25 protein-coding genes are annotated in these 26,240 nt (G+C 71.8%); 11 read left to right on the forward strand and 14 right to left on the reverse strand.

Translation table 11 applies throughout. The features are described 5' to 3' along the window. Positions 1-33 precede the first annotated feature (33 nt). The gene (locus ACFQS7_RS03600; RefSeq protein ID WP_380065643.1) at positions 34-2,364 is read right to left on the reverse strand and encodes a xanthine dehydrogenase family protein molybdopterin-binding subunit; all 2,331 of its coding nucleotides are present in this window, start codon (positions 2,362-2,364) and stop codon (positions 34-36) included. Positions 2,365-2,496: 132 nt separating this feature from the next. Here ACFQS7_RS03600 and ACFQS7_RS03605 point away from each other — a divergent pair, with 132 nt between their 5' ends. Both ACFQS7_RS03605 and ACFQS7_RS03610 read left to right on the forward strand, forming a co-directional pair. After that, positions 2,497-3,249, forward strand: coding sequence for a 2-keto-4-pentenoate hydratase (locus ACFQS7_RS03605; RefSeq protein ID WP_380065644.1), 753 nt, complete (start codon positions 2,497-2,499; stop codon positions 3,247-3,249). Next, positions 3,242-4,417 carry a nitrate/nitrite transporter gene (locus ACFQS7_RS03610; RefSeq protein WP_380065645.1) on the forward strand — a complete coding sequence of 392 codons (1,176 nt, stop codon included), beginning with the start codon at positions 3,242-3,244 and terminating at the stop codon, positions 4,415-4,417. The genes ACFQS7_RS03605 and ACFQS7_RS03610 overlap by 8 nt, the downstream gene beginning before the upstream one ends. Here ACFQS7_RS03610 and ACFQS7_RS03615 read toward each other — a convergent pair. Further along, positions 4,414-4,725: a hypothetical protein gene (locus ACFQS7_RS03615; protein ID WP_380065646.1), complete on the reverse strand. Its 312-nt coding sequence runs from the start codon at positions 4,723-4,725 to the stop codon at positions 4,414-4,416. The two genes, ACFQS7_RS03610 and ACFQS7_RS03615, sit on opposite strands and share 4 nt — an antisense overlap. A 111-nt stretch (positions 4,726-4,836) precedes the next feature. On the opposite strand from ACFQS7_RS03615, the gene ACFQS7_RS03620 reads away from it, so the two are divergent. After that, the gene (locus ACFQS7_RS03620; protein WP_380065647.1) at positions 4,837-5,124 is read left to right on the forward strand and encodes a hypothetical protein; all 288 of its coding nucleotides are present in this window, start codon (positions 4,837-4,839) and stop codon (positions 5,122-5,124) included. A gap of 167 nt (positions 5,125-5,291) precedes the next feature. On the opposite strand, the gene ACFQS7_RS03625 is transcribed toward ACFQS7_RS03620, so the two are convergent. Continuing rightward, entirely contained in the window at positions 5,292-5,804 is a 513-nt protein-coding gene (locus tag ACFQS7_RS03625; protein WP_380065648.1) for a hypothetical protein, read from the reverse strand. Between the two features lie 512 nt (positions 5,805-6,316). Between ACFQS7_RS03625 and ACFQS7_RS03630 the strand changes: the two genes are divergently transcribed. The 3 genes from ACFQS7_RS03630 to ACFQS7_RS03640 are packed head-to-tail and all read left to right on the forward strand — an operon-like array spanning position 6,317 to position 8,927. Then, positions 6,317-7,237 carry a transglutaminase N-terminal domain-containing protein gene (locus tag ACFQS7_RS03630; protein WP_380065649.1) on the forward strand — a complete coding sequence of 307 codons (921 nt, stop codon included), beginning with the start codon at positions 6,317-6,319 and terminating at the stop codon, positions 7,235-7,237. 35 nt (positions 7,238-7,272) lie between these two features. Next, complete coding sequence (locus ACFQS7_RS03635; RefSeq protein ID WP_380065650.1) at positions 7,273-8,202, forward strand: transglutaminase family protein; 930 nt, start codon at positions 7,273-7,275, stop codon at positions 8,200-8,202. Further along, complete coding sequence (locus tag ACFQS7_RS03640; protein WP_380065651.1) at positions 8,199-8,927, forward strand: N-formylglutamate amidohydrolase; 729 nt, start codon at positions 8,199-8,201, stop codon at positions 8,925-8,927. The genes ACFQS7_RS03635 and ACFQS7_RS03640 overlap by 4 nt, the downstream gene beginning before the upstream one ends. A 4-nt stretch (positions 8,928-8,931) precedes the next feature. Here ACFQS7_RS03640 and ACFQS7_RS03645 read toward each other — a convergent pair whose 3' ends face one another. The 5 genes from ACFQS7_RS03645 to ACFQS7_RS03665 form a co-directional block, all read right to left on the reverse strand. Further along, on the reverse strand, positions 8,932-9,663 hold the full coding sequence (locus ACFQS7_RS03645) for a transporter substrate-binding domain-containing protein (RefSeq protein WP_380065652.1): 732 nt from the start codon (positions 9,661-9,663) through the stop codon (positions 8,932-8,934). Between the two features lie 310 nt (positions 9,664-9,973). After that, on the reverse strand, positions 9,974-11,068 hold the full coding sequence (locus ACFQS7_RS03650; RefSeq protein ID WP_380065653.1) for a sulfate/molybdate ABC transporter ATP-binding protein: 1,095 nt from the start codon (positions 11,066-11,068) through the stop codon (positions 9,974-9,976). Further along, the gene (cysW, locus tag ACFQS7_RS03655; protein WP_380065654.1) at positions 11,065-11,904 is read right to left on the reverse strand and encodes a sulfate ABC transporter permease subunit CysW; all 840 of its coding nucleotides are present in this window, start codon (positions 11,902-11,904) and stop codon (positions 11,065-11,067) included. Before cysW ends, ACFQS7_RS03650 begins: the two co-directional genes overlap by 4 nt. Further along, entirely contained in the window at positions 11,901-12,749 is an 849-nt protein-coding gene (gene cysT / locus ACFQS7_RS03660; protein WP_380065655.1) for a sulfate ABC transporter permease subunit CysT, read from the reverse strand. The genes cysW and cysT overlap by 4 nt, the downstream gene beginning before the upstream one ends. Then, on the reverse strand, positions 12,746-13,768 hold the full coding sequence (locus ACFQS7_RS03665; protein WP_380065656.1) for a sulfate ABC transporter substrate-binding protein: 1,023 nt from the start codon (positions 13,766-13,768) through the stop codon (positions 12,746-12,748). The genes cysT and ACFQS7_RS03665 overlap by 4 nt, the downstream gene beginning before the upstream one ends. A gap of 285 nt (positions 13,769-14,053) precedes the next feature. Between ACFQS7_RS03665 and ACFQS7_RS03670 the strand changes: the two genes are divergently transcribed. Then, positions 14,054-15,214: a phytanoyl-CoA dioxygenase family protein gene (locus ACFQS7_RS03670; protein WP_380065657.1), complete on the forward strand. Its 1,161-nt coding sequence runs from the start codon at positions 14,054-14,056 to the stop codon at positions 15,212-15,214. Between the two features lie 55 nt (positions 15,215-15,269). On the opposite strand, the gene ACFQS7_RS03675 is transcribed toward ACFQS7_RS03670, so the two are convergent. Further along, positions 15,270-16,022 (reverse strand): ATP-binding cassette domain-containing protein, encoded by a 753-nt coding sequence (locus ACFQS7_RS03675; RefSeq protein WP_380065658.1) that lies wholly within the window; start codon positions 16,020-16,022, stop codon positions 15,270-15,272. 200 nt (positions 16,023-16,222) lie between these two features. Here ACFQS7_RS03675 and ACFQS7_RS03680 point away from each other — a divergent pair, with 200 nt between their 5' ends. Continuing rightward, positions 16,223-18,517: a TonB-dependent receptor gene (locus ACFQS7_RS03680; protein WP_380065659.1), complete on the forward strand. Its 2,295-nt coding sequence runs from the start codon at positions 16,223-16,225 to the stop codon at positions 18,515-18,517. 3 nt (positions 18,518-18,520) lie between these two features. On the opposite strand, the gene ACFQS7_RS03685 is transcribed toward ACFQS7_RS03680, so the two are convergent. Both ACFQS7_RS03685 and ACFQS7_RS03690 read right to left on the reverse strand, forming a co-directional pair. Then, positions 18,521-19,399: an energy transducer TonB gene (locus ACFQS7_RS03685; RefSeq protein ID WP_380065660.1), complete on the reverse strand. Its 879-nt coding sequence runs from the start codon at positions 19,397-19,399 to the stop codon at positions 18,521-18,523. 345 nt (positions 19,400-19,744) lie between these two features. Then, entirely contained in the window at positions 19,745-20,563 is an 819-nt protein-coding gene (locus ACFQS7_RS03690; RefSeq protein WP_380065661.1) for an ABC transporter permease, read from the reverse strand. A 131-nt stretch (positions 20,564-20,694) separates the two neighbouring features. Here ACFQS7_RS03690 and ACFQS7_RS03695 point away from each other — a divergent pair, with 131 nt between their 5' ends. Next, entirely contained in the window at positions 20,695-20,949 is a 255-nt protein-coding gene (locus ACFQS7_RS03695; protein WP_380065662.1) for a DUF3297 family protein, read from the forward strand. Between the two features lie 15 nt (positions 20,950-20,964). Next, on the forward strand, positions 20,965-21,819 hold the full coding sequence (gene purU / locus ACFQS7_RS03700; RefSeq protein ID WP_380065663.1) for a formyltetrahydrofolate deformylase: 855 nt from the start codon (positions 20,965-20,967) through the stop codon (positions 21,817-21,819). 5 nt (positions 21,820-21,824) lie between these two features. On the opposite strand, the gene ACFQS7_RS03705 is transcribed toward purU, so the two are convergent. From ACFQS7_RS03705 to araD, 3 genes are read right to left on the reverse strand one after another with little or no spacing between them, the layout of a single operon-like run. Then, positions 21,825-22,799 (reverse strand): Bug family tripartite tricarboxylate transporter substrate binding protein, encoded by a 975-nt coding sequence (locus tag ACFQS7_RS03705; RefSeq protein ID WP_380065664.1) that lies wholly within the window; start codon positions 22,797-22,799, stop codon positions 21,825-21,827. Positions 22,800-22,825: 26 nt separating this feature from the next. Continuing rightward, entirely contained in the window at positions 22,826-23,542 is a 717-nt protein-coding gene (locus tag ACFQS7_RS03710; protein WP_380065665.1) for a ribonuclease activity regulator RraA, read from the reverse strand. A 1-nt stretch (position 23,543) separates the two neighbouring features. Beyond that, positions 23,544-25,289, reverse strand: coding sequence for an L-arabinonate dehydratase (araD, locus tag ACFQS7_RS03715; RefSeq protein WP_380065666.1), 1,746 nt, complete (start codon positions 25,287-25,289; stop codon positions 23,544-23,546). Positions 25,290-25,549: 260 nt separating this feature from the next. Here araD and rpe point away from each other — a divergent pair, with 260 nt between their 5' ends. Then, complete coding sequence (rpe, locus tag ACFQS7_RS03720) at positions 25,550-26,227, forward strand: ribulose-phosphate 3-epimerase (RefSeq protein WP_380065667.1); 678 nt, start codon at positions 25,550-25,552, stop codon at positions 26,225-26,227. Positions 26,228-26,240: the final 13 nt, after the last annotated feature.

Raw genomic sequence — 26,240 nt, forward strand, 5'->3', positions numbered from 1 at the left:
GGGAGGGAATGCTTTTCCCTCCCCAACCTTCCTTCACCCCTGCAGCAGCGCCCAGACCCGCGGCGGCGTCAGCGGCATCTGCAGCGTATCGGCCGCCGCCGCATGGCCGTTGCGGGCCAGCGCATCGGCCACCGCATTCACCAGCGCCGGCGTCGCGCCGATGGTGCCGAGCTCGCCCACCCCCTTCACGCCGAGCGGATTGGTCACGCAGGGCACCGACTGGTCGAGCTTGGTGACATAGCCGGCGATCATGTCGGCCCGCGGCAGGGCATAGTCCATGAAGCTGGCGCTCAGCGGCTGGCCGGATTCCGGGTCATAGACCACCGCCTCGTACATCGCCTGGCCGAGGCCCTGCGCCGCGCCGCCGGCGATCTGGCCCTCGACGATCAGCGGGTTCACCACCCGGCCGGCATCGTTGACCGAGGCATAGGAGACGATCTCGACATCGCCGGTGTCGGGGTCGATCTCCACCTCGCAGATATGCGTGCCGTTCGGCCAGGTCGGGCCGCCGACGCTGCTGGTGCTGTCGATGAAGATATGCTGCTGCGGCTGCTTCGCCGCCAGCTCGAACAGGCCGATCTGCTTGTCCGTGCCGGCGACGCGGAAGGCGCCGGCGACGTATTCGAGGTCGACGGCGGCGGCTTCCAGCGCCTCCGCCGCCAGGTCCTTGGCGGTGGCCACCGTCTTGTCGGAGGCGACCTTCACCGCCGAGCCCGCGGTGAACAGCGAACGCGACCCGGCGCTGCCGAAGCCGGTGCCGCGGTCGGTGTCGCCGAGCACGATGCGGATATTCTCCAGCGGCACGCCGAAGACGTCGACCGCGAGCTGCGCATAGCTGGTGGCGATGCCCTGGCCCATCTGCTGGGTGGTGGCGTAGATCTCGATCTCGCCGCTGCCCTTCACCGCGACGGTGACGCGTTCCTCGAAGACATTGGCGCCGGTCCATTCGAGGAAGCTGGCGATGCCGCGCCCGCGCAGCTTGCCGGCGGCCTTGGAGCTTGCCTCGCGCGCCGCGAAGCCGTTCCAGTCGGCCAGCGCCAGGCCCTCATCCAGCACCTGGGCGAATTTCCCGCTGTCGTAGGTCTGCCCCATGGCGTTGGTGTAGGGCATCAGCGCCGGGTCGATCATGTTGCGGCGGCGGAGCTCGGCCTGGTCCAGCCCCATCTTGCGCGCCGCGGTGTCCATCAGCCGCTCGATGATGTGGATCGCCTCCGGCCGCCCGGCGCCGCGATAGGGGCTGGTCGGCGCGGTGTGGCTGAGGATCGCGGTGAACTCGAAGTCGATGGTGCGGATGTCGTAGATGCTGGTCGAGACCCACGGCCCGATCAGCAGCTGGATGGCGACGCCGGCGGGGCGGGTATAGGCGCCCATGTTGGCCAGCGTCCGCACCCGCAGCCCGGTGACCTTGCCGTTCGCGTCCAGCGCCATGGCGACCTGGCTGTCGGTGTCGCGGCCATGCGTCGCGGAGAGGAAATCCTCCATCCGCGTCGCCGCCCATTTCACCGGCCGGCCGAGCAGCTTCGAGGCATGGGCGACGACCGCATCCTCGGGGTAGGCGCCGGTCTTCATGCCGAACCCGCCGCCGACATCGCCGACCAGCACGCGCATCTTCTCGGCCGGCAGGTTCAGCACCTCGGTGCAGATCTGGTCGCGGGTGGAGGACGGCGTCTGCGTGCTCATCGTCACCGCGATGCGGTCGGTCGCGGCGTCGTAGGAGGCGACCATGACGCGGGGCTCCATCGAGACCGGCGCCAGGCGCTGGTTGACGATGTCGAGCGTCACGACATGCGCGGCGGCGGCGAAGGCGGCATCCGCCGCGGCGCGGTCGCCGTATTGCGTCTGCGCGACGACGTTGCCGGTCGCCGCCGGCCAGACCTGCGGCGCGCCCGGCGCGGCGGCGGCCGCGGCCGTCGTCACCGCCGGCATTTCCTCGTATTCGACCACCACCGCCTCGGCGCCGTCGCGCGCCGCGGCCATCGTCTCGCCGACCACGGCGACCACCGCCTCGCCGGCGAAGTGCGCGGCGCCCACCGCCAGCACCGGACGCGGCGGCGCGGCGAGCGGCGAGCCGTCCGGCCGCTTGAAGGGCAATTCGATGCCGAGCCGGCCGAGGCCCGCGGCTTCGAGATCGGCGCCGGTGATCACCGCCAGCACGCCGGGGGTGGCCTTGGCCTCCGTCGTGTCGATCGAGACGATCCGCGCATGCGCATGCGGCGAGCGCAGGAAGACCATGTGCGTCTGGCCGGGATGCGAGAGGTCGTCGGAGAAGGACCCCGCGCCGCGCAGCAGCGGCCCGTCCTCGATCCGCCGCACCGCCTGGCCGCTGCCGAAGCGGCCGAAGCCGCCATCCATGCCGTCTGCCATGATCCTGCCCTCGCTTGGTTGCGGCCAACCTATCGGCCGGCGCCCCATGGCGGCAAGCCAGGTGTCGCAAGCGGGGGGCTTCATCCCAGGCCCGTCCGCGCCCATGCTGCGGCACCGGGAAGGAACCAGCCCATGACAGATACCACGCAGCAGGCCGCCGATATCCTGATGGCCGTCCGCCAGGGCGGCCCGAAGGTCGCCGGGCTCGGCGCCGCCGCGCCGCAGACCGAGGCCGCCGCCTTCGCGGTGCAGGCGGAGATCCTCAAGCGCCTCGGCGCCCGCATCGGCGGCTGGAAATGCGCCGCGCCGCCGGGCAAGCCGACCTCGGCCGCCATGCTCGACGCGGGCTTCATCCGCCCCGGACCGATGCATTGGCCGGTGCCGGCGGGCGGGCAGATCGGCATCGAGACCGAGATCGCCTTCCGCCTCGGCCGCGGCTTCCCGAAGCGCGACTCGCCCTACACGCTGGCGGAGATCCGGGACGGCATCGAAGCCGCCTTCCCGGCGGTGGAGATGGTCGCCAGCCGCTACGTCGATACGTCCAAGGTGACGCTGGCCGAGGCGATGGCCGACAGCATCGCCCATGCCGGGCTGGTGCTGGGCGCCGCGGTGCCCGGCTGGCGCGAGATGGACCTGAAGGGCCTGACGGTGAGGCAGACCTGCGGCGGCACCGTCCAGGTCGAGAAGGTCGGCGGCAACCCGTCCGGCGATCCCTTCACCCCGCTGCTCTGGCTGGCCAACTACCTGCCCAGCGTCGGGCTGGCACTGGAAGCCGGCCAGGTGGTCACCACCGGCAGCTGCACCGGGCTGCTCTACGTCGATGGCCATCAGCGTGTCACCGGTGGCTTCGCCGGCTTCGGCGAGGTGGTCGTCGACCTTGATTGAACCCTTGGTGTCGCGGCGGGTGCCCCTGGCGCTCGCCGCGGTGGTTGCGCTGAACCTGCCGCTCGGCACGGTCTATGCCTTCAGCGTCTTCATCCGCCCGCTGGAGGCCGAGCTCGGCCTGACCCGCGCGGCGCTTTCCGTGGTCTTCGGCCTGGCGATCCTCGGCTTCACCCTGGGGATGAATGCCGGCCCGCTGCTCTACCGACTCGCCTCGGCGCCGCTGCTGATCGCGGGCGCTGCCGGGCTGGCCGGCTTCGGCATCGTGCTGGCGGCGACGGCCGAGGGGATCGTGCAGCTCGCGCTCGGCTATGGCGCGCTGTTCGGCTTCGGCGGCGGCGTCGCCTATGTGGTGCTGCTGCAGGGCGTCAACCTGATGCTCACCGGGCGGCGCGGGCTGGTGAACGGCTTCATCGTCAGCCTCTACCCGCTGGGCGCGATGATCGGCGCGCCGGTCTTCGGCTGGGCGCTGACGGAATACGGGCTGCGCGCCACGCTGGGCGGGCTGGCGGTGACGCTGGCCGTGGCGGGGCTCGCCGGCGCGCTGCTCGCCGCGGCGTCGGGCATGCGGATGGCGGCGCCGGCCGGTGGCGTGGCGCCACCGCCGGCGGCACGGCAGCTGTCCATCTTCCTGCGGCTCTGGCTGGTCTTCTTCCTCGCCGCCGCGGCGGGGCTGACGGTGCTGGGCCAGGCCGCCGGCATGGTCGAGGCCTATGGCGGCACCAAGGCGCTGGCGCTCTCGGCCACCACCGCCATCACCGGCTGCATCGCCGCGGCGCGGATCGGCGGCGGCTGGCTGGCGGACCGCATCCCGGCGCCGCTGGTGATGGTCGCGGCCCACGTGCTGGCGCTGTCCGCCGACGTGCTGCTGGTGCTGTTCCCCGGGCCGCTGCTGGCGGTGGCGACGCTGGCGATGATCGGCATCGGCTATGGGCTGGTCAGCGGCAGCGTCGCGGCGGCCATCGGCATCTACTGGGGCGCGGCGCAGTATGGCCGGCTGGCCGGGCGGCTCTATGCCGCCTGGTGCGTCGCCGCCATCACCCTGCCGGTGGTGGCCGGCCGGGTCTTCGACCTGACCGGCGGCTATGCCGCGGTGATCATGATCGCCACCGCCGGCAACCTGCTGGGCGTGGCGATCGCCGGCAGCCTGCCGCGGCGGGCGCAGGGCTAGAGCTCGCCCGCCAGTTCCAGCAGCTCCCGCGTCCTCGTCACGCGGGTGCCCCAGACGCGGTCGAATTCGGCGACCAGGGCGCGCAGGGCGGGGGAGGCGATGGCCGCCTCCGCCGTCGCGGCATCGGGGAATTCGTAGAAGGCGCAATGCACCTGCGGGTCGGTACGGCTCCAGCAGCGGCGGGCGCGCAGCGCGCCGAAGCCGCGCTTCGCGTCGGGCAGGTGCTCGGCGGCGTACCAGGCATCGAAGCGCGGGATGTCCGCGGCATCCTCGACCACCGCGCGGACCATCAGCCAGGTCGTGCTCATGCCATTGCCGCCTTTTCGCCCACCGGCGGCGGCGGGATGCCATCCCGGCCGTGGCCCGCTGCGCCGCCAGGCCGGTCGGCCCGAGGTCGTGCCCTCCGCCGGGGCGGCGACATGACCATGCGCCTGCCGGCGCCGAAGCTGGCCGGCATCCTCGGCCAGCCGATTACCGCCAGGCTGGATGAGGGAAACGCCCCCGAGCTGCGCGGCCGGAAGCCAACCCGCGACGTGGCCGCGGCGCCCGGCCGGAGCAGGCTGGGATGGCGCCGCAGCCGCCTCAATCCGCTTGAACCGGGCTCAAGCCGCCTCAATCCGGTTGAGGCCCGGACCGAGCGGCCCAAGGGCAACCACTTGGCGGCGCAGGGGAAACCGCGCAGCCGGGTTTTAGGATTGAGCGAATAAGCCGCCCGGGCGGTCCCCTGCGGGTTTCGGACAAACCCCCTCCGGCCGACGTCCCCGGAGGGCGGCGACGGGTGTTGCGGCAGGGGGAGGAGGGGCGGATGCGGCATTCATGGACTATATTCCTAAATCGCGGCAAAGGGAAGCGTTTCCGCCGGCCGCCCCCGGCCTCAGGGCCCGCTCGCCCAGCGCCGCTCGTCCGGCGTGCCGCCGGCCAGCCGCGCGCGGTCGGCCAGCCCCATCGAATCCCAGCGGCCGGACGGATCGTCCCCGGGCGGCAATTGCCGGGCGATGCGGGCCTGCTCGGTCAGGGTCAGTTCCGACCAGAAGCGGGTCAGCCAGGGATGCTGCCGGACCGTCTGCCGCAGCTGGGCCTCGGCATCCTCCGCCGGCGCCGCGGGGCGGGCGGCCGCGGGGGCCGGCACCGGGTCGGGCCGCGGCTCCATCACCATGATGGTGGGAGGCTCGGCGGGGGGCGCCACGGCGGGCGGCGGCACGGCCGGGGGCCGCGGAGCCGGGGCGGCGGCGCGGCGCGGCGGCGGCGCCTGCTGGCCGAAGCGCTGCGGCTCGAAGATCCGGTCGAGCACGGTGACCCGGTTCATCGCCTCGCAGCCCGCCAGCGGCAGGAGCAGGCAGAGCAGGGCGACGGATCGCCGGCCGTTCGATGCAAAGGGGGCGCGCATGATCGGCCCTAACGACCGGCGCCCGCCCGGGATGCCTGGAAGGCCGCTGGCGATGGCGCTTGACGCTTCACCTGTTGGGGCGCCCATGGCACGCAGCGTGCATACAATGTCGCATGCCCCTGGATCGTCCCGGCATCGGCAGTGGTTGCAGCCCCATCCCCGCCGGCGATCCACGGCCGCGCCGGCCTGGCCGGTCCGCGCCCGCAAGAAGGCCCGCCGGACCCAGTCCGGCGGGCAGTTTGACTTGAGGGAACGGGAGGAAGGGCATATCGCCCAGGCCCATTCCTACGCGCCATGCCGCGCCGCTGCTGTGCCGCAGCGCACGTCGCGAGGCACGACCGATCGACGCGGCTGCCGCAATTGCTGCAGTGCCCGCGAACTTTCCGCCCTGCGATGGGTTTTCCCCGCGTCACGGATGACGCGACGTCGAGAGGACCGCATGACGCGCGCCATCCAGGCCAGCCTCGACCCCTTCCACTGCCCGCCGGCCCGGCGCTGAGGCTCCCGAACGCATGCCCGTCCTCACCGTCCGCCACGTCACCACCTACCGCTACCGCCAGCCGGTGGCCTTCGGCGAGCACCGCATGATGCTCCGCCCGCGCGAGGGGCACGACCAGCGGCTGTTCGAGGCGCGGCTCGACATCACCCCGAAGCCGGCGGAGCTGCGCTGGCTGCACGACGTGTACGGCAACAGCGTCGCCATCGCCCGCTTCGGCGGCCGGGCCAAGGAGCTGCGCTTCGACAGCGAGGTGCGGCTCGACCACCGGCCGCACAACCCGCTCGACTACCAGCTCGAGGACTATGCCAAGACCTTCCCCTTCGCCTACGGGATGGAGGAGGTGCCCGACCTGGCGCGCTCGATCGAGCGGCACTGGCGCGACGACGAGCGCGCGGTGGACCGCTGGGCGCGGCGCTTCCTGCGCCGGGACGGCCCGACCGGGACGCTCGAGATGCTGGAGGCGATGACCCACGGCATCAAGGCGGAGCTCAGCTACATCCCGCGCCACGAGCGCGGCATCCAGGACCCGGTGAAGACGCTGCGGCTCGGCAGCGGCACCTGCCGCGACTTCGCCGTGCTGATGATGGAGGCGGCGCGCTCGCTCGGCCTCGCCGCGCGGTTCGTCTCCGGCTACCTCTACAGCCCCGGCGTCGAGGGCCGCGGCGAGGCGCGGGTCGGCGGCGGCGCCACCCATGCCTGGGTGCGGGTCTACCTGCCCGGCGCCGGCTGGGTGGAATTCGATCCCACCAACGCGATCGTCGGCAATCGTGATCTGATCCGGGTGGCCGTCGCCCGCGATCCCGCGCATGCGCTGCCGCTGTCCGGCACCTGGACCGGATTCCCCTCCGACAGCCTCGGGATGACCGTGGATGTCGCCGTCACCAGCGAGGCGAAGCCGGTGGTCGCGGCCCGTCCCCGCGCCGCCGCGCTTTGATTGCATCGTTTCATCAACCGAGAGGAGATAGCGCCATGCAGATTCGCGCCGGCTTCGAGATCGCCTACGACTGTCCCCAGCCGACGCCCATGCTGCTGGCGCTGAGTGTCCATCCCTCGCGCATGCCGGACGTGATCGGCCCGCACCGCATCACCTTCGACCGGCCGATCGGCGCGACCGAGTACCGCGACAGCTTCGGCAACATCTGCACCCGCATCCTGGCCCCGACCGGGCGGCTGACCATGTCCTGCGACTTCCTGGTGCACGACCCCGGCACCCACGACGCGCAGGTGCCGGAAGCGACGCAGCACGCGGTGCAGGACCTCCCGGACGAGGCGCTCGTCTTCCTGCTCGGCAGCCGCTACTGCGACACCGACCGGCTTTCGGAGACCGCCTGGTCGCTGTTCGGCGGCACCCCGCCGGGCTGGCCCCGGGTGCAGGCGATCTGCGACTACGTGCACGACCGCATCACCTTCGGCTACGAATTCGCCGACCCGACACGCACCGCCTTCAGCGGCCATGCCGAACGCCGCGGCGTCTGCCGCGATTTCGCGCACCTCGCCGTCACGCTGTGCCGCTGCATGAACATCCCGGCGCGCTACTGCACCGGTTATCTCGGGGATATCGGGGTGCCGATCCTCGACGTGCCGGGCGATTTCAGCGCCTGGTTCGAGGTCTATCTGGGCGGCCACTGGCACACCTTCGACGCGCGGCACAACGTCCCCCGCATCGGCCGCATCCTGATGGCGCGCGGCCGCGATGCGACCGACGTGGCGATCGCCACCACCTTCGGCCCCTGCACCCTGTCCGGCTTCCGGGTCATCACCGACGAGGTCCCGCCGCCGGGGCCGCTGGCCTGGGCGGCGCAGCCGGACGACCGGATGAACGCGGTGCCCGACCTGCCGGGCGGCCCGGCCACGCTCGGCCAGGGCCTGTCCGACGACCGGGGCCGGCCGATCGGATGAGGGATGCGCCGCCCGCGGTCACCGCGCTGAACGAGGGCGGCGCCTCGCCCTTCGTGCTGGTCTGCGAGCACGCGTCGAATTTCATCCCGGCCGGGTATGCCTCGCTCGGCCTGCCGGCGGCGGAGCTGGAGCGGCACATCGCCTACGACATCGGCGCGGCGGACCTGGCCCGGCGGCTCTCGGTCCTGCTGGACGCCCCCTTGTTCCTGGCGGGCTATTCGCGGCTGCTGATCGACCTGAACCGGCCCTGGGCGGCGTCGTCCAGCATCCCGGAGATCAGCGAGGCGACGCCGATCCCGGGCAATGTCGGCATCGACGCGGCGGAGCGCGCCCGGCGCCAAGCGGCCTGGTTCACCCCCTTCCACGACCGCGTCGCCGGCTTCCTGGCGGGGCGGCCCGGCGCGGTGGTGATCGGCGTGCACAGCTTCACGCCGGTCTACCTGGGCGAGGCGCGGCCCTGGCATGCCGGCATCCTCTACGGCCATGCCACCCGCTTCGGCCGCGCCCTGGTCCGTGCCCTGGCCGCGGACCCGGCGCTGGTCGTCGGCGACAACGAGCCCTACCGGATCGAGCTGGAATACGACTACACCGTGCCGGTGCATGGCGACGCGGCGGGCCGCGACGCCGTGCTGCTGGAGGTCCGCCAGGACCTGCTCGGCGACGATGCCGGCCGCGCCGCCTGGGCGCATCGCCTCGCCGCGGCGCTGCCCAGGGCGAGGGGCTGACGGGTCAGCTTGCGGCGGGCGCCACCGACAGGCCGCGCACCTTGTGCTTCTCGATGAAGCCGGCGACGAGGCCGGAGGCCTTGGCTTCCTCGACGAAGGCGCTGAGCCAGGCGGCGCCGGCCGCATTCTCCCGCCCCGTGCCGATCGCCTGCTGCACCGCCATGAACTGGCCGTCCAGGATGCGGGCCCCCGGCAATCTCTCGATGTCCGTGATCAGGCCCGGCCGCAGCCCGGCATAGACGTCCATCTTCTCGTCGAGGAACTTCTGGAAGGCGGCACCACCGCCGCCCGGCACCAGCACCAGCTCGGCATGCTTGATGTTGCGCTCGAGCCAAAGCGTATAGGCCGCACCTGCGCCGCTGCAGATGCGCACGCCCTTGCGGTCCACCTGGTCCATGCCCGTGATCGGCGAGCCGGCCGGCACCAGGTAGGTCGCCTCGATCTCGCAATAGGCGGCGGTGAAGGCGATCTTCGCCGCGCGCTGCGGCTCGGCGCCGATATTGGCGATGTCCCAGGCATTGCTGCCGGCGGCATCGGCGATCTCGTTCGGCCGCGCATGGGGCACCAGCGTCACCGGCACGCCGAGCCGCCGGCCGATCTCCCGCGCCATCTCCGGCGAGACGCCGTCCGGCCCGCCATCCGCGGTGCGGCCGGTGACGAGCAGGAAATTGCCCATGTTGATGGCGGCGCGGAGCACCCCGGTGGGGGCCAGCTGGGCGACGATCTCGGGGGTCATGCGGGGCGTTCCATCGCTGCGGGATTGGGCGCGCGCGGGCGGCGGAACGAGGCTGGCGCCCCAGGACGCCAGCAAGGCGCGGCGCTGCGGCATCGTCGTTTCCTCCCGCCCGTTCGGCTTGGACGAGGCGATTAGACGCCGATGGCTGCGGGCCGTCCAGTTCGGGGGGCAAGGCCAGGGAGGAAGTATCCAGCCTGGCCCCTCCTCACTTCTTGTGGGCCTGGCACTCGCCGCGCGGCAGGTGCGAGACTCGGAAAAAGGAAGGGAGGGGGTTGGGGAGGGAATACTTTTCCCTCCCCAACCTTGCTTCCTATCCCTCCGCGAGGCCGAGCGGCCTTTCGGCACGCTGCGCCCGGCCCAGCGCCCGCGTGCCGTCGGCGGCGAAGACCTGCGCCGTGGCGATGTGCAGCCGGCAGGCCGCCCCGCGTCGGGGCCAATCCGCACCGTCCGGCGCCAGCACGGCATCCAGCGCCAGCCCGCCGGCCTCCACCACCAGGCGCAGCTCGCCCTCGGCCGTGGCGCGGATCAGGCTGACCACGGCGCCGCCCTCGCCGGGTCGCGCGACCAATTCGCGCGGGCGGAGGAAGGCCGTGGCACGCCCATCCGGCAGGGCGACGCGCAGCGGCGGCAGGGGCAGCGCGCCGAAGCGCAGCAGGCCGCCGCGCACCTCGCCCTCCAGCCGCGTCGCATGGCCGATGAAGCCGGCGACGAAGGGGCTGGCGGGGGCGGCGAGCAGAGCCGGCGGCGCGTCGAACTGCACCACCCGGCCGCGCTCCATCACCGCGACGCGGTCGGCGAGCTCCATCGCCTCCTCCTGGTCGTGCGTCACCAGCAGGGTGGTCAGGCCCAGCCGGTCGTGCAGGCCGCGCAGCCAGCGCCGCACCTCGCGCCGCACCAGCGCGTCGAGCGCGCCGAAGGGCTCGTCCAGCAGCAGCAGGCGGGGCGAGATGGCCAGCGCCCGGGCCAGCGCCACGCGCTGCCGCTGGCCACCCGAGACCTGGTCGGGGTAGCGGCCTTCCAGTTCGGGGATCTGCACCAGTGCGAGCAATTCGCGCACCTGCCGGGCGATCTCGGCCGCGGCGGGGCGGGTCACGCGCGGGCGGACGCGCAGGCCGAAGGCGACGTTCTCGAACACCGTCATGTGGCGGAACAGCGCATAGTTCTGGAACACCACGCCGATCTGCCGCTCCCGCGCCGGCACGCCGGCCATGTCGCGGCCGGCGATGCGGATCGCGCCGGCATCGGCGCCTTCCAGCCCGGCGACGGCGCGCAGCAGGGTGGACTTGCCGGAGCCCGACGGGCCGAGCACGGCGACGAATTCGCCGTCCCTCAGCGCCAGCGAGACGCCGTCGAGCGCGGCGGTGCCGCCGAAGCGGCGGACCAGCCCGCTGACCTCCAGCGTCATGGCGCGACCGCCGCGGCGCGGCCGGTCAGCCGCTGCAGCACCGCCTTGGCCGCCAGCGTCACCAGGCCGAGCAGCGCCAGCAGGGCGGCGACGGCGAAGGCGCCGGCGAACTGGTATTCGTTGTAGAGGATCTCGACATGCAGCGGCATGGTGTTGGTCTGCCCGCGGATATGGCCGGACACGACCGAGACCGCGCCGAATTCGCCCATGGCGCGGGCGTTGCAGAGCAGCACGCCGGACAGCAGCGCCCATTTGACGTTGGGCAGGGTGACGCGCGTGAAGCTTTGCCAGCCGGTCGCGCCCAGCGTGGCCGCGGCCTCCTCCTCCTGCCGCCCCTGTTCCTGCATCAGCGGCAGCACGGTGCGGGCGACGAAGGGGAAGGTGACGAAGAGCGTCGCCAGCACCAGGCCCGGCAGCGCGAAGATCACCTGGATGCCGTGGTCGCGCAGCGACGGGCCGAGCCAGCCCTGCAGGCCGAAGATCAGCACGAAGACCAGGCCGGCGATGACCGGGGAGACCGAGAAGGGCAGCTCGATCAGCGCGGTCAGCAGGCGGCGGCCGGGGAAGTCGTGCTTGGCGATGCACCAAGCCGCGGCCAGCCCGCCGATGGTGTTGAGCGGCACCGCGATGGCGGCGACCAGCAGGGTCAGCCGGATGGAGGCGAGGCTGTCGGGTTCGGCGATCGCCGCCCAGGCCAGGTCCCAGCCGCGCCGCAGCGCCTCGGTGAACACGGCGGCCAGCGGCAGGCCGAGCAGCACCACGCCGACCAGCAGCGCCAGCCCGCCCAGCAGCAGGTGCAGCCAGCGCGGCGGGTCGATGGCGGGGCGCGCCGTCATGCGCGGCCCCGGCGCAAGTGCCGCTGCCACAGGTTGAGCGCCAGCAGCACGGGGAAGGCCAGCAGCAGCATCGCCAGGCCGATCGCCGCGGCGCCGGCATAGTCGAACTGCTCCAGCCGCACCACGATCAGCAGCGGGGCGATCTCGCTGACCATCGGCATGTTGCCGGCGATGAAGATGACGCTGCCGTATTCGCCGACGGCGCGGGCGAAGGCCAGGCCGAAGCCGGCCAGCAACGCCGGCAGCAATGCCGGCAGCACCACCCGCGCCAGCACCTGCGGCCGCGTCGCGCCGAGCGTCGCCGCGGCCTCCTCCGGCTCGGCGCCCAGGTCGCGCAGCACGGGTTCCACCGTGCGGGTGACGAAGGGCAGGCCGACGAAGACCAGCGCCGCCACCACGCCCCAGGGGGTGAAGGCGACCTTCCAGCCGAAGGCCGCGGCCAGCGGCGCGCCGAGCCAGCCGTTCGGCGCGAGGATCGCGGTCAGCGCGATGCCGGCGACCGCGGTGGGCAAAGCGAATGGTAGGTCGACCGCCGCATCCAGCAGCGCCCGGCCGGGGAAGCGCAGCCGGACGATGGCCCAGGCCAGCAGCAGCCCGAGCGGCAGGTCGATGGCAGCGGCCAGCAGCGCCGCGCCGAAGGACAGCCGCAGCGACGCAAGCACGCGGGGTTCGGTGAGCGAATGCCAGACGCCGAGCGGGCCGAGTTCCCAGGGCCGGATCGCCAGCGCCGCCAGCGGGATCAGCACGATGACCGAGAGCCAGGCCAGGGTGACGCCGAAGGCTAGGCCGAAGCCCGGGATGGCGCGGGCCCGGGCAGGCCGTTGCAGGCGCAGCGTCGCGCTCATCGGCCCGGGCGGTAGAGACGGTCGAAGGCGCCGCCATCGGCGAAATGGGCTTGCTGCGCCCGGGTCCAACCGCCGAAGACGGCATCCACCGTGACCAGCTCCATGGCCGGGAAGCGCGCCGCATTGGCTTCCAGCAGGGCGGCGTCGCGCGGCCGGTAGAAATGCTTCGCCGCCAGCGCCTGGCCATCCGGCGCGTAGAGGCCGCGCAGGAAGGCTTCCGCCACATCGCGGGTGCCGCGGCGATCGACGTTCTGGTCCACCACGGCCACCGATGGCTCCGCGAGGATAGAGAGCGGAGGATAGACGATCTCCAGCTTCGCCTGGGGGAATTCCTGCAGCGACAGATGCGCCTCGTTCTCCCAGGCCAGCAGCACGTCGCCCTGGCCACGCTGGGCGAAGCTGGTGGTGGACCCGCGCGCGCCGGTGTCCAGCACGGGAACGTTGCGGAACACGCGGCCGAGGAATTCCGCAGCCGCCTGGTCGTTGCCGCCGGGCTGGCGCAGCGCCCAGGCCCAGGCGGCGAGGTAGTTCCAGCGGGCGCCGCCGGAGGTCTTCGGGTTGGGGGTGATGACCGCGGTGCCGGGCTTCGCCAGGTCGCCCCAGTCGCGGATGCCCTTCGGGTTCCCCTGCCGCACCAGGAAGACGATGGTGCTGGTGTAGGGCGCGCTGTTGTGCGGCAGGCGGGTGATCCAGTCGCGCGCGATCAGCCCGCGTTCGGCGATGGCATCGACGTCGTAGGCCAGCGCCAGCGTCACCACGTCGGCCGGCAGGCCGTCGATCACCGAGCGCGCCTGGCGGCCGGAGCCGCCATGCGAGGTGCTGATGCGGACCGGCTGACCACCGCCGGCCTGCCAGGATCTGGCGAAGCCGGCATTGTACTCACGGTAGAATTCCCGTGTCGGGTCATAGCTGACATTCAGCATCTCGCGCGGCGCCTGGGCGCGTGCGGCCGGGGCGGCCAGCAGCACCGGCGCGGCCAGCAGGGCGCGGCGCGTGGGGGGGAGGGATGATCCGGGCATCGAGGCAACCTCCTCTCGGTCAGGCCGTGGCAAGACCTATAACAACATCGAAGATCGGTATAATAAGAAAAACACGATCGTATGAAGATATTATGGCTGCCCGATCATGGCCTCTGCAGCGGCATGCAAGACCACTCAAAACTTTTGCGCAACATAACGCGTCGTAGGTTCGTGGTTTTCCGGCGCGCGGGTCGGCTGGGCGCCGGTCGGTCGATTGAACAGCGGCGCCGGCCGGTCCTATGCTGACCGCGGGGACGGGCCCCCGAAGACGGGAAGGACGCGCCGATGAACAAGCCGCTGACGACGCCGGTCACCGACTACGGTCCGGAGGAGGCCGCCATGCGGGACTATCTCCGGGCCGGCGAGGCCCGCGCCATGGCGCTCGGCAACCGCGGCCCGATCCGCTTCGACAGTGACGGCCGCATCCATCCCGACATCGTCGCGGCCTATTGGCGCTGCGGCTTCTATGTCTTCGAGGGCGTGGTGCAGCCGGAGGAGCTCGCCGATATCGAGGCCGACATCCAGGATATCCTGGCGCGGCTGCCCAGCGAGCGCGGCTCCGCGGTCGACGCGCAGGGCCGCCCGGCGCTGGCCGCCGGCAACGCCGCGCCGACGCTGTTCTGGGCGCGGCCGCTGGGTGACCCCATGGGCGGCACGGCGGCCGCCAACGGCCGGCATCCGGTGAAGATGTTCGAGCCGCAGGCCTCGTCCGACGCGCCGAAGGAGATCGTCTACCTCATCCTCGGCTCGCTGCAATTCTCCGAGGCCGCGCTGCGGCTCTATGGCCATCCCGGGCTGCTCGCGGTGGCGGCGGCGGTGAACGGCGACGACTTCGTCCCCTTCAACGAGGCGCTCTTCATCAAGGAGCCGGGCCGCGGCGCCTCCGTCGCCTGGCACCAGGATGGTGTGACGCATTGGGACAGTCCCGAATTGGACCAGGGCACGCACGGCTTCAACTTCATGGCGCAGCTCTATGGCTGCACCGCGGCGAACGGCGTCTGGGTCGTGCCGGGATCGCACAAGCTGGGCCGTGCCGACATCAAGGCGCGCGTCGCCGCCGCCGGGACCGAACGGCTGCCGGAGGCGGTGCCGATCCTCTGTGCCCCGGGCGACGTCGCCATCACCAACCGGCAGACCGTGCATGGCAGCTTCGCCAATACCAGCAAGGACTGGCGGGTGACGCTGAATTTCGGCTTCCACCGCCGGCGTTCGGTGCTGGGCGTCGAGGCTGGCGGCGTGCACAACGCCCGCGCCGTCTACGACGATGCGCGCATCCGCGAGCGCGCCCGGGTGATCGGCTATGCGATCGATGCGCGTGGCCGGCGCTTCCCGCAGGAGACGCCGTACCGCTACCGGCCGCATGTCGAGGGCGGCGAGACCTGGCGCTGGGATGCGGCGGCCAAGGCGGGGATGCGCGACTACAACCTGCTCGACCTGAGCATCTAGGCGGTCCGATGACCGAAGGGGCGAAAGCCCCGCAGGCCTGAACCGGTCCGCCCGTCTATCGCGCCGGAGCAATGAGGCGGGCGAAGGCGGCAGGCAGGTCCGCCGCCGCTGCCTGGTCCAGCACCTCCGGCACCGTGCCCTCGGCGCGCACGCGGCCCTCCGCCAGCATCACCACGCGCGCCTCTTCCGGCACCTCCTCGATCAGGTGCGTGGCCCAGAGCACGGCCAACCCCTGGCTGGCGCAGAGGCCGCGCACATGCTGGCGCACCGCCGCGCGGCTCGGCATGTCGAGTCCCGTCGTCGCCTCGTCCAGCAGCAGCAGCGCCGGCCGCGTCAGCAGCGCCCGCGCCACCTCCGCGCGGCGGCGCTGGCCGCCCGACAGCGCGCGCACCGTGCTGCCGGCGCGGTCCGCCAGCTCCACGCGTTCCAGTTCGTGCAGCGCGCGGCGCCGCGATTCGGCGCGCGGCAGGCCGTGCAGCGCGCCGTGGTACAGCAGGTTCTCGATCACCGAGATGTCCGGGTCGAGCGTCGGCTGCTGGAACACCACGCCGAGCCGCGCCAACGCGGTGCCCGGTTGCTCGCGCATCTCGGTGCCGAAGATCCGGACGCTGCCGGGCGGCGGCGCGTCGAACAACCGGGTGATGAGGGCGAAGAGCGTGGACTTCCCCGCGCCGTTCGGGCCGAGCAGCACGGCGAATTCGCCAGGCATGACGCGGAAGGCGGCATCGTGGAGCACCTTGCGCGCGCCATAGGCGAAGGACAGCCGCGCGACCTCGAGGGCCGGTGCGGCATGGCTGCTGCCATCCATTGCGGTACTGCTGTGTTGATCCGGTCGCATGCTTTTCCCTGCCGCAGCATCCCGCGGCTTCGTGTGCCCGGCAAGCCTCGCCGGCTTGAACCATCGTGCTATCCGGCGGATGACGCTTGTGTGTCGTAGCCGCAAGACGTGCCTGGCCGGGAGGGGAAATGAACGTTGTCAAAGGCCGCGGGGCTATCCCCGCGACATGCGTGGCGCTGTCCGTGGCGCTGCTATCGCCGGGCATGGCGCGGGCGCAGGACGCGGCGACCACGCTGCCCACCGTCGAATCCGTCGCCGTGTCGCCGCTGCCCGCCGGCGGCGTGCCGCGTGACCGCATCGCCGGCAATCCGCGCAGCCTGACCGCCGCCGACCTGTCGCGCGAGGGCCGGCCCGACCTGGTCGACAGCCTGGTGCGGCTCTCCGCCGGCGTCACGGTGAACGACGCGCAGGGCAACGGCTTCGCGCCCGATGTCTCCTATCGCGGCTTCGCCGCATCGCCGCTGGTCGGCACGCCGCAGGGGCTCGCGGTCTACCAGAACGGCGTGCGCATCAACGAAGCCTTCGGCGACACGGTGAACTGGGACCTGATCCCGTCGAACGCCATCCGCTCCGTCGACCTGATCGGCAGCAACCCGGTCTTCGGGCTGAACGCCATCGGCGGTGCCCTGGCGCTGCGGATGAAGACCGGCTTCGATTCGCCCGGCGCCCGCGTCGACATCTCCGGCGGGTCCTTCGGCCGCGCCGCCGTCGGGGTGGAATACGGCAAGCAGGTCGGCAACTACGCCGCCTACCTGGCGATGGAGGGGCTGAGCGACGATGGCTGGCGCAATGCCTCGCCGTCGCGGCTGCGGCGGCTGTACGGCGATATCGGCGCGCGCGGCGAAAGGGCGACGCTGAACCTGTCGATCGGCGCCGGCAGCACCGCGCTTGGCGGCAACGGGCCGGCGCCGGTGCAATTGCTGTCGGGCGACCGGCGCAGCGTCTTCACCTACCCCGACCGCACCTACAACCGCATGGTGACGCTGCAGGCGCGGGGCACCTACGAGCTCGCCGAGGCCTGGAGCCTGGAGGCCAATGCCTATGTGCGGACCTTCCGCCAGCGCACGCTGAACGCCGACATCGCCGAGGCCGAGCGCTGCGACGACGACGATCTCGCCGGCCTGGTCTGCACCGAGTCCGAGCAGGCGCTGCGGACCACGACCGGCGGCACGGTGAGCGCCGACCTGCTGGGCGATAGAGCGCCCGGCGCGGTGAACCGCACCGGCACCAACACCACGGGCACCGGCGGCGCGGCGCAGCTCGTCTCGACCGAGCCGTGGTTCGGCCGTCCGGCGCGCGTCGTGTTCGGCGCCAGCTACGACCATGCCAGCACGGATTTCTCGGGCAGCACCGAATTCGGCAGCGTCACCGCGGACCGCACCGTGGCCCCCAGCGGGCTGATCCTCGACACGCCGGGCAGCGGCATCCAACCGGTGCAGCTGAAGACCACCAACGCGACCTGGGGCATCTTCGGCACCGGCACCTGGGAGCTGACCTCGCGCCTGGCGGCGACGCTCGGCGGCCGCTTCAACACCACGCAGGTGCAATTGCGCGACCAGATCGGCACCTCGCTCAACGGCGACCACAGCTATTCGCGCTTCAACCCGCAGGCCGGCCTGACCTACCGGGTGCTCGACCGCGTCACCGCCTATGCCGGCTATGCCGAGGCGAACCGGGCGCCGACGCCGGCGGAACTGGCCTGCGCCGACCCGCTGCAGCCCTGCACGCTGGGCGCCTTCTTCCTGTCGGACCCGCCGCTGAAGCAGGTGGTCAGCCGCACGGTGGAGGCCGGCCTGCGCGGCACGCTGCCGCCGGCCTGGTTCGGCGGCCGGGCGAACTGGAATCTCGGCATCTTCCGCACCGACCTGACCGACGACATCCTTCTGGTACAAAGCGAGATCCAGGGCCGCGGCTACTTCCAGAATTCCGGCGACACCCGGCGGCAGGGGATCGAGGCCGGGGTGACCTGGCGCGACGAGAGGCTGGCGCTGGCGCTCGACTATGCGTTGATCGACGCGACCTTCCGCACCGCGCAACGGTTGCCGAGCCCGAACAACCCCTTCGCCGATGCCGATGGTGCCATCCCGGTGCAGGTCGGCGACCAGATCCCCGGCATCCCGCGCCAGCGGCTGCGCTTCGATGCGGAATGGCGGGCGACGGAGATCTGGCGCATCGGCGGCACCGTCATCGCCAATGGCAGCCAGTACCTGCGCGGCGACGAGGCGAACCTGGTGAAGCCGCTGGCTTCTTACGCCACGGTCAACCTGCGCACCAGCGTGCAGCTCGCGCCGGGGATCGAGGCCTATGGCGTGGTGCGCAACCTGCTTGACCAGAAGTCGTCCAGCTTCGGCACCTTCTATGACCTGGAAACGGCGGGCGCGCTCAACCTCGGGCTGACCGATCCACGCACGGTGACGCCGAACCTGGCGCGCGCCTTCTATGGCGGGATGCGCTTCGTCTTCTGAGCGCTACTCGTCGAGCCGGAAGCGCACCGGTACCTCGACCCAGGCCTCGATCGCCCGGCCGCCCTGCAGGGCCGGCGCGATCTCCCAGCGCCGCGCCGCGGCCTGCGCCGCCTCGTCCAGCAGGCGGTTGCCGGCGGAACGCAGCAGGCGGATCTCCTGCGTCGTGCCATCGGCGGTGACCCGCAGGCGCAGCAGCGCGGTGCCTTCGATGCCGGCGTCGCGCGCACGGTCCGGATAGGGCGGCGGCGCCGGCGGGCGGCGGAAGCGTGGCGCGCCGGACAGCACGGGGATGGCCGTCGGCTCGACGGCAGGCGCCGGCATCGCGATGGCTGCCTGCTGCGCGGCGGCCGGCACGGGCGCACGTGCCGCGGCACGGGGCGGCGCCGGCGGCAAGGGCGGCGGCAGCGGCAAGGCCGCGGCTTGCGCGGCCGCGGGGGCAGGATGCGGCACCGCCAGGCTTGCGGTCTGCGTCGGTGCCGCGAAAAGCGCCGTGGGGTCGGCCGGCAGTTCCGCCGCTTCCATCTCGGGGATCGGCAGCGGCGGCAGGCCGATGGGTGTGGGCGCCGGCGCTGCCGGCATGGCCGGCGCGCCGACCTGCGTCGCCAGCGCATCCTCCGGCTCGATGCCATCGGCCGCCGGCCCTAGCGGCGCGATGTCCGCCGAGATGCCCGGTCTCGCCGCCGCCGGCGCTTCGGCTTCGGCGGTTGCCGCCGGCGGCAGCCATAGCATCTGCACCACCGGCCCCGCACCGGGCGGCGCCGGCGTCGTGCGCCAGGCGAGCGCGGCGAAGGTCAGCGCGCCGGCGGCGGCATGCAGCACGACCGAGCCGGCCAGCCCGGCGCCGAGCGGCCGCTTGCTGCGCGTCGCGCGCCGTTGCGTCATGCCTGCACGTTCTCCCCGCGCCTGCATCGCGGCGCTTGCCGGCATGCTGCAACGCCAGCGCCGCCAAGGCCAACCGGCGCCGTGGCCGCATGCTTCGCGTTCGCGCGAGCAGGCCTCGGCTGCCAAGATCGCGCCACAGGGTGCCCGACCGAACTCCGGGGCCCCGATATCCTCCGCGCGGTCACATGCCCCGCCGGGTTCGGGCGAATGGCGGCTCCCCGCCCGAATGCCGCGCCGACGAAGCCGGGCAAGGCCGGGCGCCAGGGACTGCAGCGGGGCTGGACGCCAGACACGTCAAACCCCGCCGCCTGCCCCGCTAAGGACAGCGTCGTTGCGAACCGCGCCTCACGCCGCAGCGCGCCGTGCCAGCATGCCGCGCTGCGGGTCGTAGCCGAGGACCGCTGCGCCGCCGAAGACCAGCAGCGCCACCGTCACCGCGGCGCAGGAGACCGGATCGAATTTCCCGTAGAGCGCGAAACGGATGAGCTCGACCGCCTGGGTGAAGGGATTGGCCTGGCAGATGTACCACAGCGGCAGGCTGGCCTCCTGCACCCGCCAGAGCGGATAGAGCGCGGAGGAGGCGAAGAACATCGGGAAGATGACGAAATTCATCACCCCGGCGAAATTCTCCAGCTGCTTGATCCAGGACGACAGCAGCAGCCCGAGCGCGCCGAGCATCATCCCCGCCAGGACCAGCGCCGGCAGCACGGTGAGATAGCCGATCAGCGGCGGCTCGACCTCCCAGAACCGCGCCACGATCAGGAACACATAGACCTGGGCGATGCCGACCAGCACGGCGGCCAGCAGCTTGCAGAACAGCAGCCACCAGCGCGGCAGCGGGCTGGTCAGCAGCACGCGCATGCTGCCGACCTCGCGGTCGTAGACCATGGACAGGCTGGACTGCATGCCCTGGAACAGCAGCACCATGCCGGCCAGGCCGGGGACGATGTAGACCTCGTACAGCACGTAGGTCTCGTAGGGCGGGCTGATCGAGACGCCGAGCACGAAGCGGAAGCCGGCGGCGAAGATCGCCAGCCAGACCAGCGGGCGAACGAGAGCGGAGAAGAAGCGGCCGCGCTGGTGGATGAAGCGCAGGGCTTCCCGCCGGACGATGCCGGACAGGCAGCGGAGCCAGCCGGCGGCGGGGATTCCGGTGTGTTGCATGCGTCGCCTCCCCGGCCAGTCTCGCCCGCCCGGCAGGGCTCCGCCAGGGGCCGGGACGGGCCAGGGGATGACATTCCGCCATGGGATGGCTAGGACGCTGCCTCGGCCCGTTCGCCCAGTGAGTCCCCCGCATGACCGACACCCCGCCCGACCGCCTGTCCACCGATCCGGCCAGCCCCTTCTACAACGAGGAATTGCTCGCCCGCGGCGTCGGCATCCGTTTCAAGGGCGTCGAGAAGACCAATGTCGAGGAATACTGCGTCAGCGAAAGCTGGGTGCGGCTATCGGTCGGCAAGTCGGTGGACCGCCGCGGCAAGCCCATCACGATGAAGCTGCAGGGACCGGTCGAGCCCTATTTCCGCGACCCCGAACCACCCGCGGCCTGAGCGCGGGCGGCGCCGTTGACCCAGCATGTCCTGACGCTGTCCTGCCCCAACCGGCCGGGCATCGTCGCCGCGGTCTCCACCTTCCTGTTCGAGGCGGGGGCGAACATCGCCGAGGCGCAGCAATACGACGACCCGGAATCGCAACGCTTCTTCGCCCGCATCCTGTTCGACCACCCGGAGGGCACGGCCGACGAGGTGGCGCTGCGGGCCGGGCTGGCACCGATCGCCGGGCGCTTCCGGATGGACTGGACGCTACGCAACCTGGCGGAACGGCCGCGGGTGATGCTGCTGGTGTCGAAATTCGACCACTGCCTGGCCGATATCCTCTATCGCTGGCGGATCGGCGAATTGCCGATGGTGCCCTCCGCCATCGTCTCGAACCATGCGCGGGAGACCTTCGCGCATCTCGATTTCGACGGCATCGCCTTCCACCACCTGCCGGTGACCAGGCACAGCAAGATGGAGCAGGAGGCGGCGATCTGGGCGCTGGTGCAGGAGACGCGGACCGATATCGTCATCCTGGCGCGCTACATGCAGGTGCTGTCGGACGGGCTGGCGGCGAAGCTGGCGGGGCGCTGCATCAACATCCACCATTCCTTCCTGCCCGGCTTCAAGGGGGCGAAGCCCTACCACCAGGCGCATGCGCGCGGGGTGAAGCTGATCGGCGCCACGGCGCACTATGTCACCGCAGCCCTCGACGAAGGTCCGATCATCGAGCAGGACGTGGAACGCGTCACCCACCGCGACAGCCCGGAAGACCTGGTGCGCAACGGCCGCGACATCGAAAGGCGGGTGCTGTCGCGGGCGTTGCGCTGGGTGCTGGAGAGCCGGGTGATCCTGAACGGGTCGAAGACCGTCGTCTTCAGTTAGATCATTCAGTCCGGGGTGATGTTCCCCGCCTTCACTACCTTGGTCCAGCGGGCGATCTCCTGCTGCTGGAAGGCGGCGAATTCCGCCGGGCTATTGGCGACGATGTCGAAGCCGAGATCGGTCAGCCGCGGCGCCACCTGCGCACTTCGCAGCGCCTCGGTCGCGGCGGCATGGATGCGCTGCAGCAAGGCCGGCGGCATGCCGGGCGGGCCGCCGAAGCCCTGCCAGGAATAGACGACGAAGTCGCGCAGCCCCGCCTCGATCGCGGTCGGCACCTCCGGCAGGATCGGGCTGCGCGTCTCCGCCGTGGTCAGGATCGGCTTCAGCCGGCCGTCGCGGATATGCGGGATCACCGAACCGAGGTTCTGGAACGACACCTGCGTCGTGCCGGCGATGAGGCTGGTCATCGCCGGGCCGCCGCCGGAATAGGGGACATGCGCCATGTCCGTCCCCGTCGCCAGCTTGAACATCTCCCCGGTCAGGTGATCGGACGAGCCGACGCCGCTGCTGGGGTAGGCGGCCGTCTTCTCGTTCTTCTTCAGCCAAGCGATCAGCCCGGGCAGGTCGTCCACCGGCACCGATTGCGGGTTCACCACCAGGACGTTCGGCGTGCGCACGGTCTGGGTGATGCGGGTCAGTTGCGTCACCGGGTCGTAGCCGAGGTTCGGCCGCAGCGCGACGTTGATCGCCCAGGTGCTGATCGGCGCATGCATCAACGTCGCGCCGTCGGGCGCCGAGCGGATCACCTGCCGCGCGCCGACCTCGCCGGTCGCGCCCGGCCGGTTCTCGACGACGAAGGGCTTGCCGGTGGTCTGCTGCAGGTATTGCGCGATCGACCGGCCGATGATGTCGGACGAAGACCCCGCGGCGAAGGGAACGATGATGGTGACCGGCTTGTCCGGCCATTCCACCTGTGCCCGCGCGCGCAGCGCGGGCATGGCGAGGAGGCCGCTGGCCCCCAGCAGGGTACGACGATGCATGGTTGCTTTCTCCCGGCGAGGCTGCGTCAGCGGCCCTTGGCTTTGCGCCATTCGGCGAATTCGACCAGGTTCCGCTCATCCGTGGCCGGATAGAGGCCGCGGATGCTGCGGCCCTCGGCCACCTTCTCGGCCACGAAATCCTCGTAGGCGGTCATCTCGGTCGCCTCGGCGGCGATCTCGTCCGCGATCGCCGCGGGGATGACGATGACGCCGTCGCCATCGCCGACCAGCACGTCGCCCGGGAAGACCGGGGCGTCGCCGCAGGCGATCGGCTCGTTGATGCCGATCGCCTGGTTCAGCGTCAGGTTGGTCGGCGCCGAGGGGCGGGTGTGGAAGGCGGGGATGCCCAGCGCCGTGATCTCCGCGCTGTCGCGGAAGCCGCCATCGGTCACCACGCCGGCGACGCCGCGCATCTTGAGGCGCCCGATGAGGATCGCGCCGGCCGAGGCGGCGCGGGCATCCTTGCGGCTGTCGAAGACCAGCACGGCGCCGGGGGGGCATTCCTCGACCGCGACGCGCTGCGGATGCGCCGGGTCGCGGAAGACGGCGAGGGTGTTGAGGTCCTCCCGTGCCGGGATGTAGCGCACGGTATAGGCCTCGCCGACCATGCTCCCGGCCGGCGTATGCAGGGGCAGGGCGCCCTGGATCATCTGGCCGCGCAGGCCGCGCTTGAACAGCGCGGTGGCAAGCGTCGCGGTGCTGACCCTGGTCAGCTTCGCGCGGGTCTCGGCGGAAAGGGCCATGTCAGTAGATCACCGGCTCGGGGACGGGCGCGCCGAAATCGGTGCGCAGGAAGTCGAAGTCGCAGCCCTGGTCGGCCTGCTCGATATGCTTGGTGAAGGCCCAGCCATAGCCGCGCTCGAAGCGCGCCGGCGGCGCCACCCAGGCGGCACGGCGGCGCGCCAGCTCCTCCTCCGGCACGTCCATGTTGATGGTCCGGGCATCGACGTCGAGGGTGACGACGTCGCCGGTCCGCAGCAAGGCCAGCGGGCCGCCGACATAGCTCTCTGGCGCCACGTGCAGCACGCAGGCGCCGTAGGAGGTGCCGGACATCCGCGCATCCGACAGCCGCAGCATGTCGCGCAGCCCCATCTTCAGCAGCTTCTTCGGCATCGGCAGCATGCCCCATTCCGGCATGCCGGGGCCGCCCTGCGGGCCGGCATTGCGCAGCACCAGCACGCTGTCGGGGGTGAAGTCGTAGCTCTCGTCGTCCACCGCCTGCTTCATGCTGGGATAGTCGTCGAACACCACCGCCGGGCCGCTGTGCTTCAGGAACTTCTGGTCCATCGCCGCCGGCTTGATGACGCAGCCATCCGGCGCCAGGTTGCCCTTCAGCACCGCCAGCGACCCCTCGCCGTAGATCGGGTTCGCCGTGTTGCGGATGACGTCGTCGTTGTAGACCTTCGCCCCCTCGATGTTCTCGCCGAGCGTCCGGCCGGTGACGGTGAGGCAGCCGAGATGCAGGTGCTCGGTGATGTTGCCCATCAGCGCGCGGATGCCGCCGGCATAGAAGAAGTCCTCCATCAGGTACTTGTCGCCGCTGGGGCGGACGTTGCCGATGACGGGCACCCGGCGGCTGTAGCGCTCGAAATCCTCGAGCCCGATATCCTGGCCGGCGCGGCGTGCCATGGCGATCAGGTGGATGATGGCGTTGGTCGAGCAGCCCATCGCCATGGCCACCGCGATGGCGTTCTCGAAGGCCGGCCGGGTCTGGATGCGCTGCGGCGTCAGGTCCTCCCAGACCATCTCCACGATGCGCCGGCCGCTTTCCGAGCACAGCCGGATATGGCCGGCATCGGCGGCGGGGACCGAGGAGCCGCCGGGCAGCACCATGCCGACCGCTTCCGCGATCGCCGTCATGGTGCTGGCGGTGCCCATGGTCATGCAGGTGCCGTGGCTGCGGGCGATGCCGGCCTCGACACCCAGCCAGTCCGCCTGGGTGATCTTCCCGGCGCGCAGCTCGTCCCAGTACTTCCAGCTGTCCGAGCCCGAGCCCAGCGTCTTGCCGCCCCAATTGCCGCGCAGCATCGGCCCGGCGGGGACGAAGATCGCCGGGATGTTCATGCTGGTCGCGCCCAGCAGCAGGCCGGGCGTTGTCTTGTCGCAGCCGCCCATCAGCACCGCGCCGTCGACGGGGTGGGAGCGCAGCAGCTCCTCCGTCTCCATCGCCAGCATGTTGCGGTACATCATCGTGGTCGGCTTGACGAAGCTCTCGCTGACCGAGATCGCCGGGAGCTCGACCGGGAAGCCGCCGGCCATCAGGATGCCGCGCTTCACGTCCTCGGCCCGCTGCCGCAGATGGGTGTGGCAGGGGTTGAGGTCGGACCAGGTATTGACGATGGCGATGACCGGCTTGCCGGTCCATTCCTCCGGCGCGTAGCCCATCTGCATGGCGCGGCTGCGGTGGCCGAAGCTGCGCAGGTCGGCCGGGCCGAACCAGCGGGCGGAGCGCAGCTCGGCGGCCTGCTTGCGGGGCGGCAACTCGGTCATGGACGGTCCCTTCTCATGCGATGACGGGGGTGTGTGCCGGCCTTCCGGCCAGCACCGCGGCGTTGTTGTCAAGGGCCTGCAGGCCCCGCGCGCGGCCGGCCGCCTACGGCGCCGCTGCCTTGCCCCCGCTTCGCCGGGCTCGGCCGCGTCCGCGCCGCGCCGCCGGATCAGGGCTGACCTCACGCGGCCGGCATCACCGCCGCGTCATTGCCGGTCAGCGCCGCCTTGCCGCCCCTCCGGCCCGGCCGCTAGAACCGTGCATGATGCCGCCCCGTCCCGTCCGAGTCGCCCCATCGCTCCTCGCTGCCGATTTCGCCCGGCTCGGCGAGGAGACCCGCGCCGTCGCCGCCGCCGGCGCCGACTGGCTGCACCTCGACATCATGGACGGGCATTTCGTCCCGAACATCAGCTTCGGCCCGGTGATCGTGAAGGCGCTGCGCCGGCACGCCACGATCCCCTTCGACGTCCACCTGATGATCGCCCCGGCCGATCCCTACCTGCAGGCCTTCGCCGAGGCCGGGGCCGACCTCATCAGCGTCCACCCGGAAGCCGGGCCGCACCTCCACCGCACGCTGCAGACCATCCGGGCCCTGGGCAAGCAGTCCGGGGTGGTGCTGAACCCGGCGACGCCGGTCTCCTCGATCGAGAACGTGCTCGAGCTCTGCGACCTGATCCTGGTGATGTCGGTCAATCCGGGCTTCGGCGGGCAGTCCTTCCTCGAAGGCCAGCTCGGCAAGATCGCGGTCCTGCGGCAGATGATCGATGCCCATGTCGCCCGGGGCGGGCAGGCGATCGCGCTGCAGGTCGATGGCGGCGTCACCGCCCGGACCGCGCCGCGCTGCATCGCGGCCGGGGCCGACGTGCTGGTCGCCGGCACCGCGGTGTTCGGCGCGCCGGACTATGCGCAGGCTATTTCTGCCATCAAGGGGATGCCTTGATGGCGCGGGCGGG

Source organism: Dankookia sp. GCM10030260, assembly GCF_042666655.1.
In the GTDB taxonomy this organism is placed as follows: domain Bacteria; phylum Pseudomonadota; class Alphaproteobacteria; order Acetobacterales; family Acetobacteraceae; genus Paracraurococcus.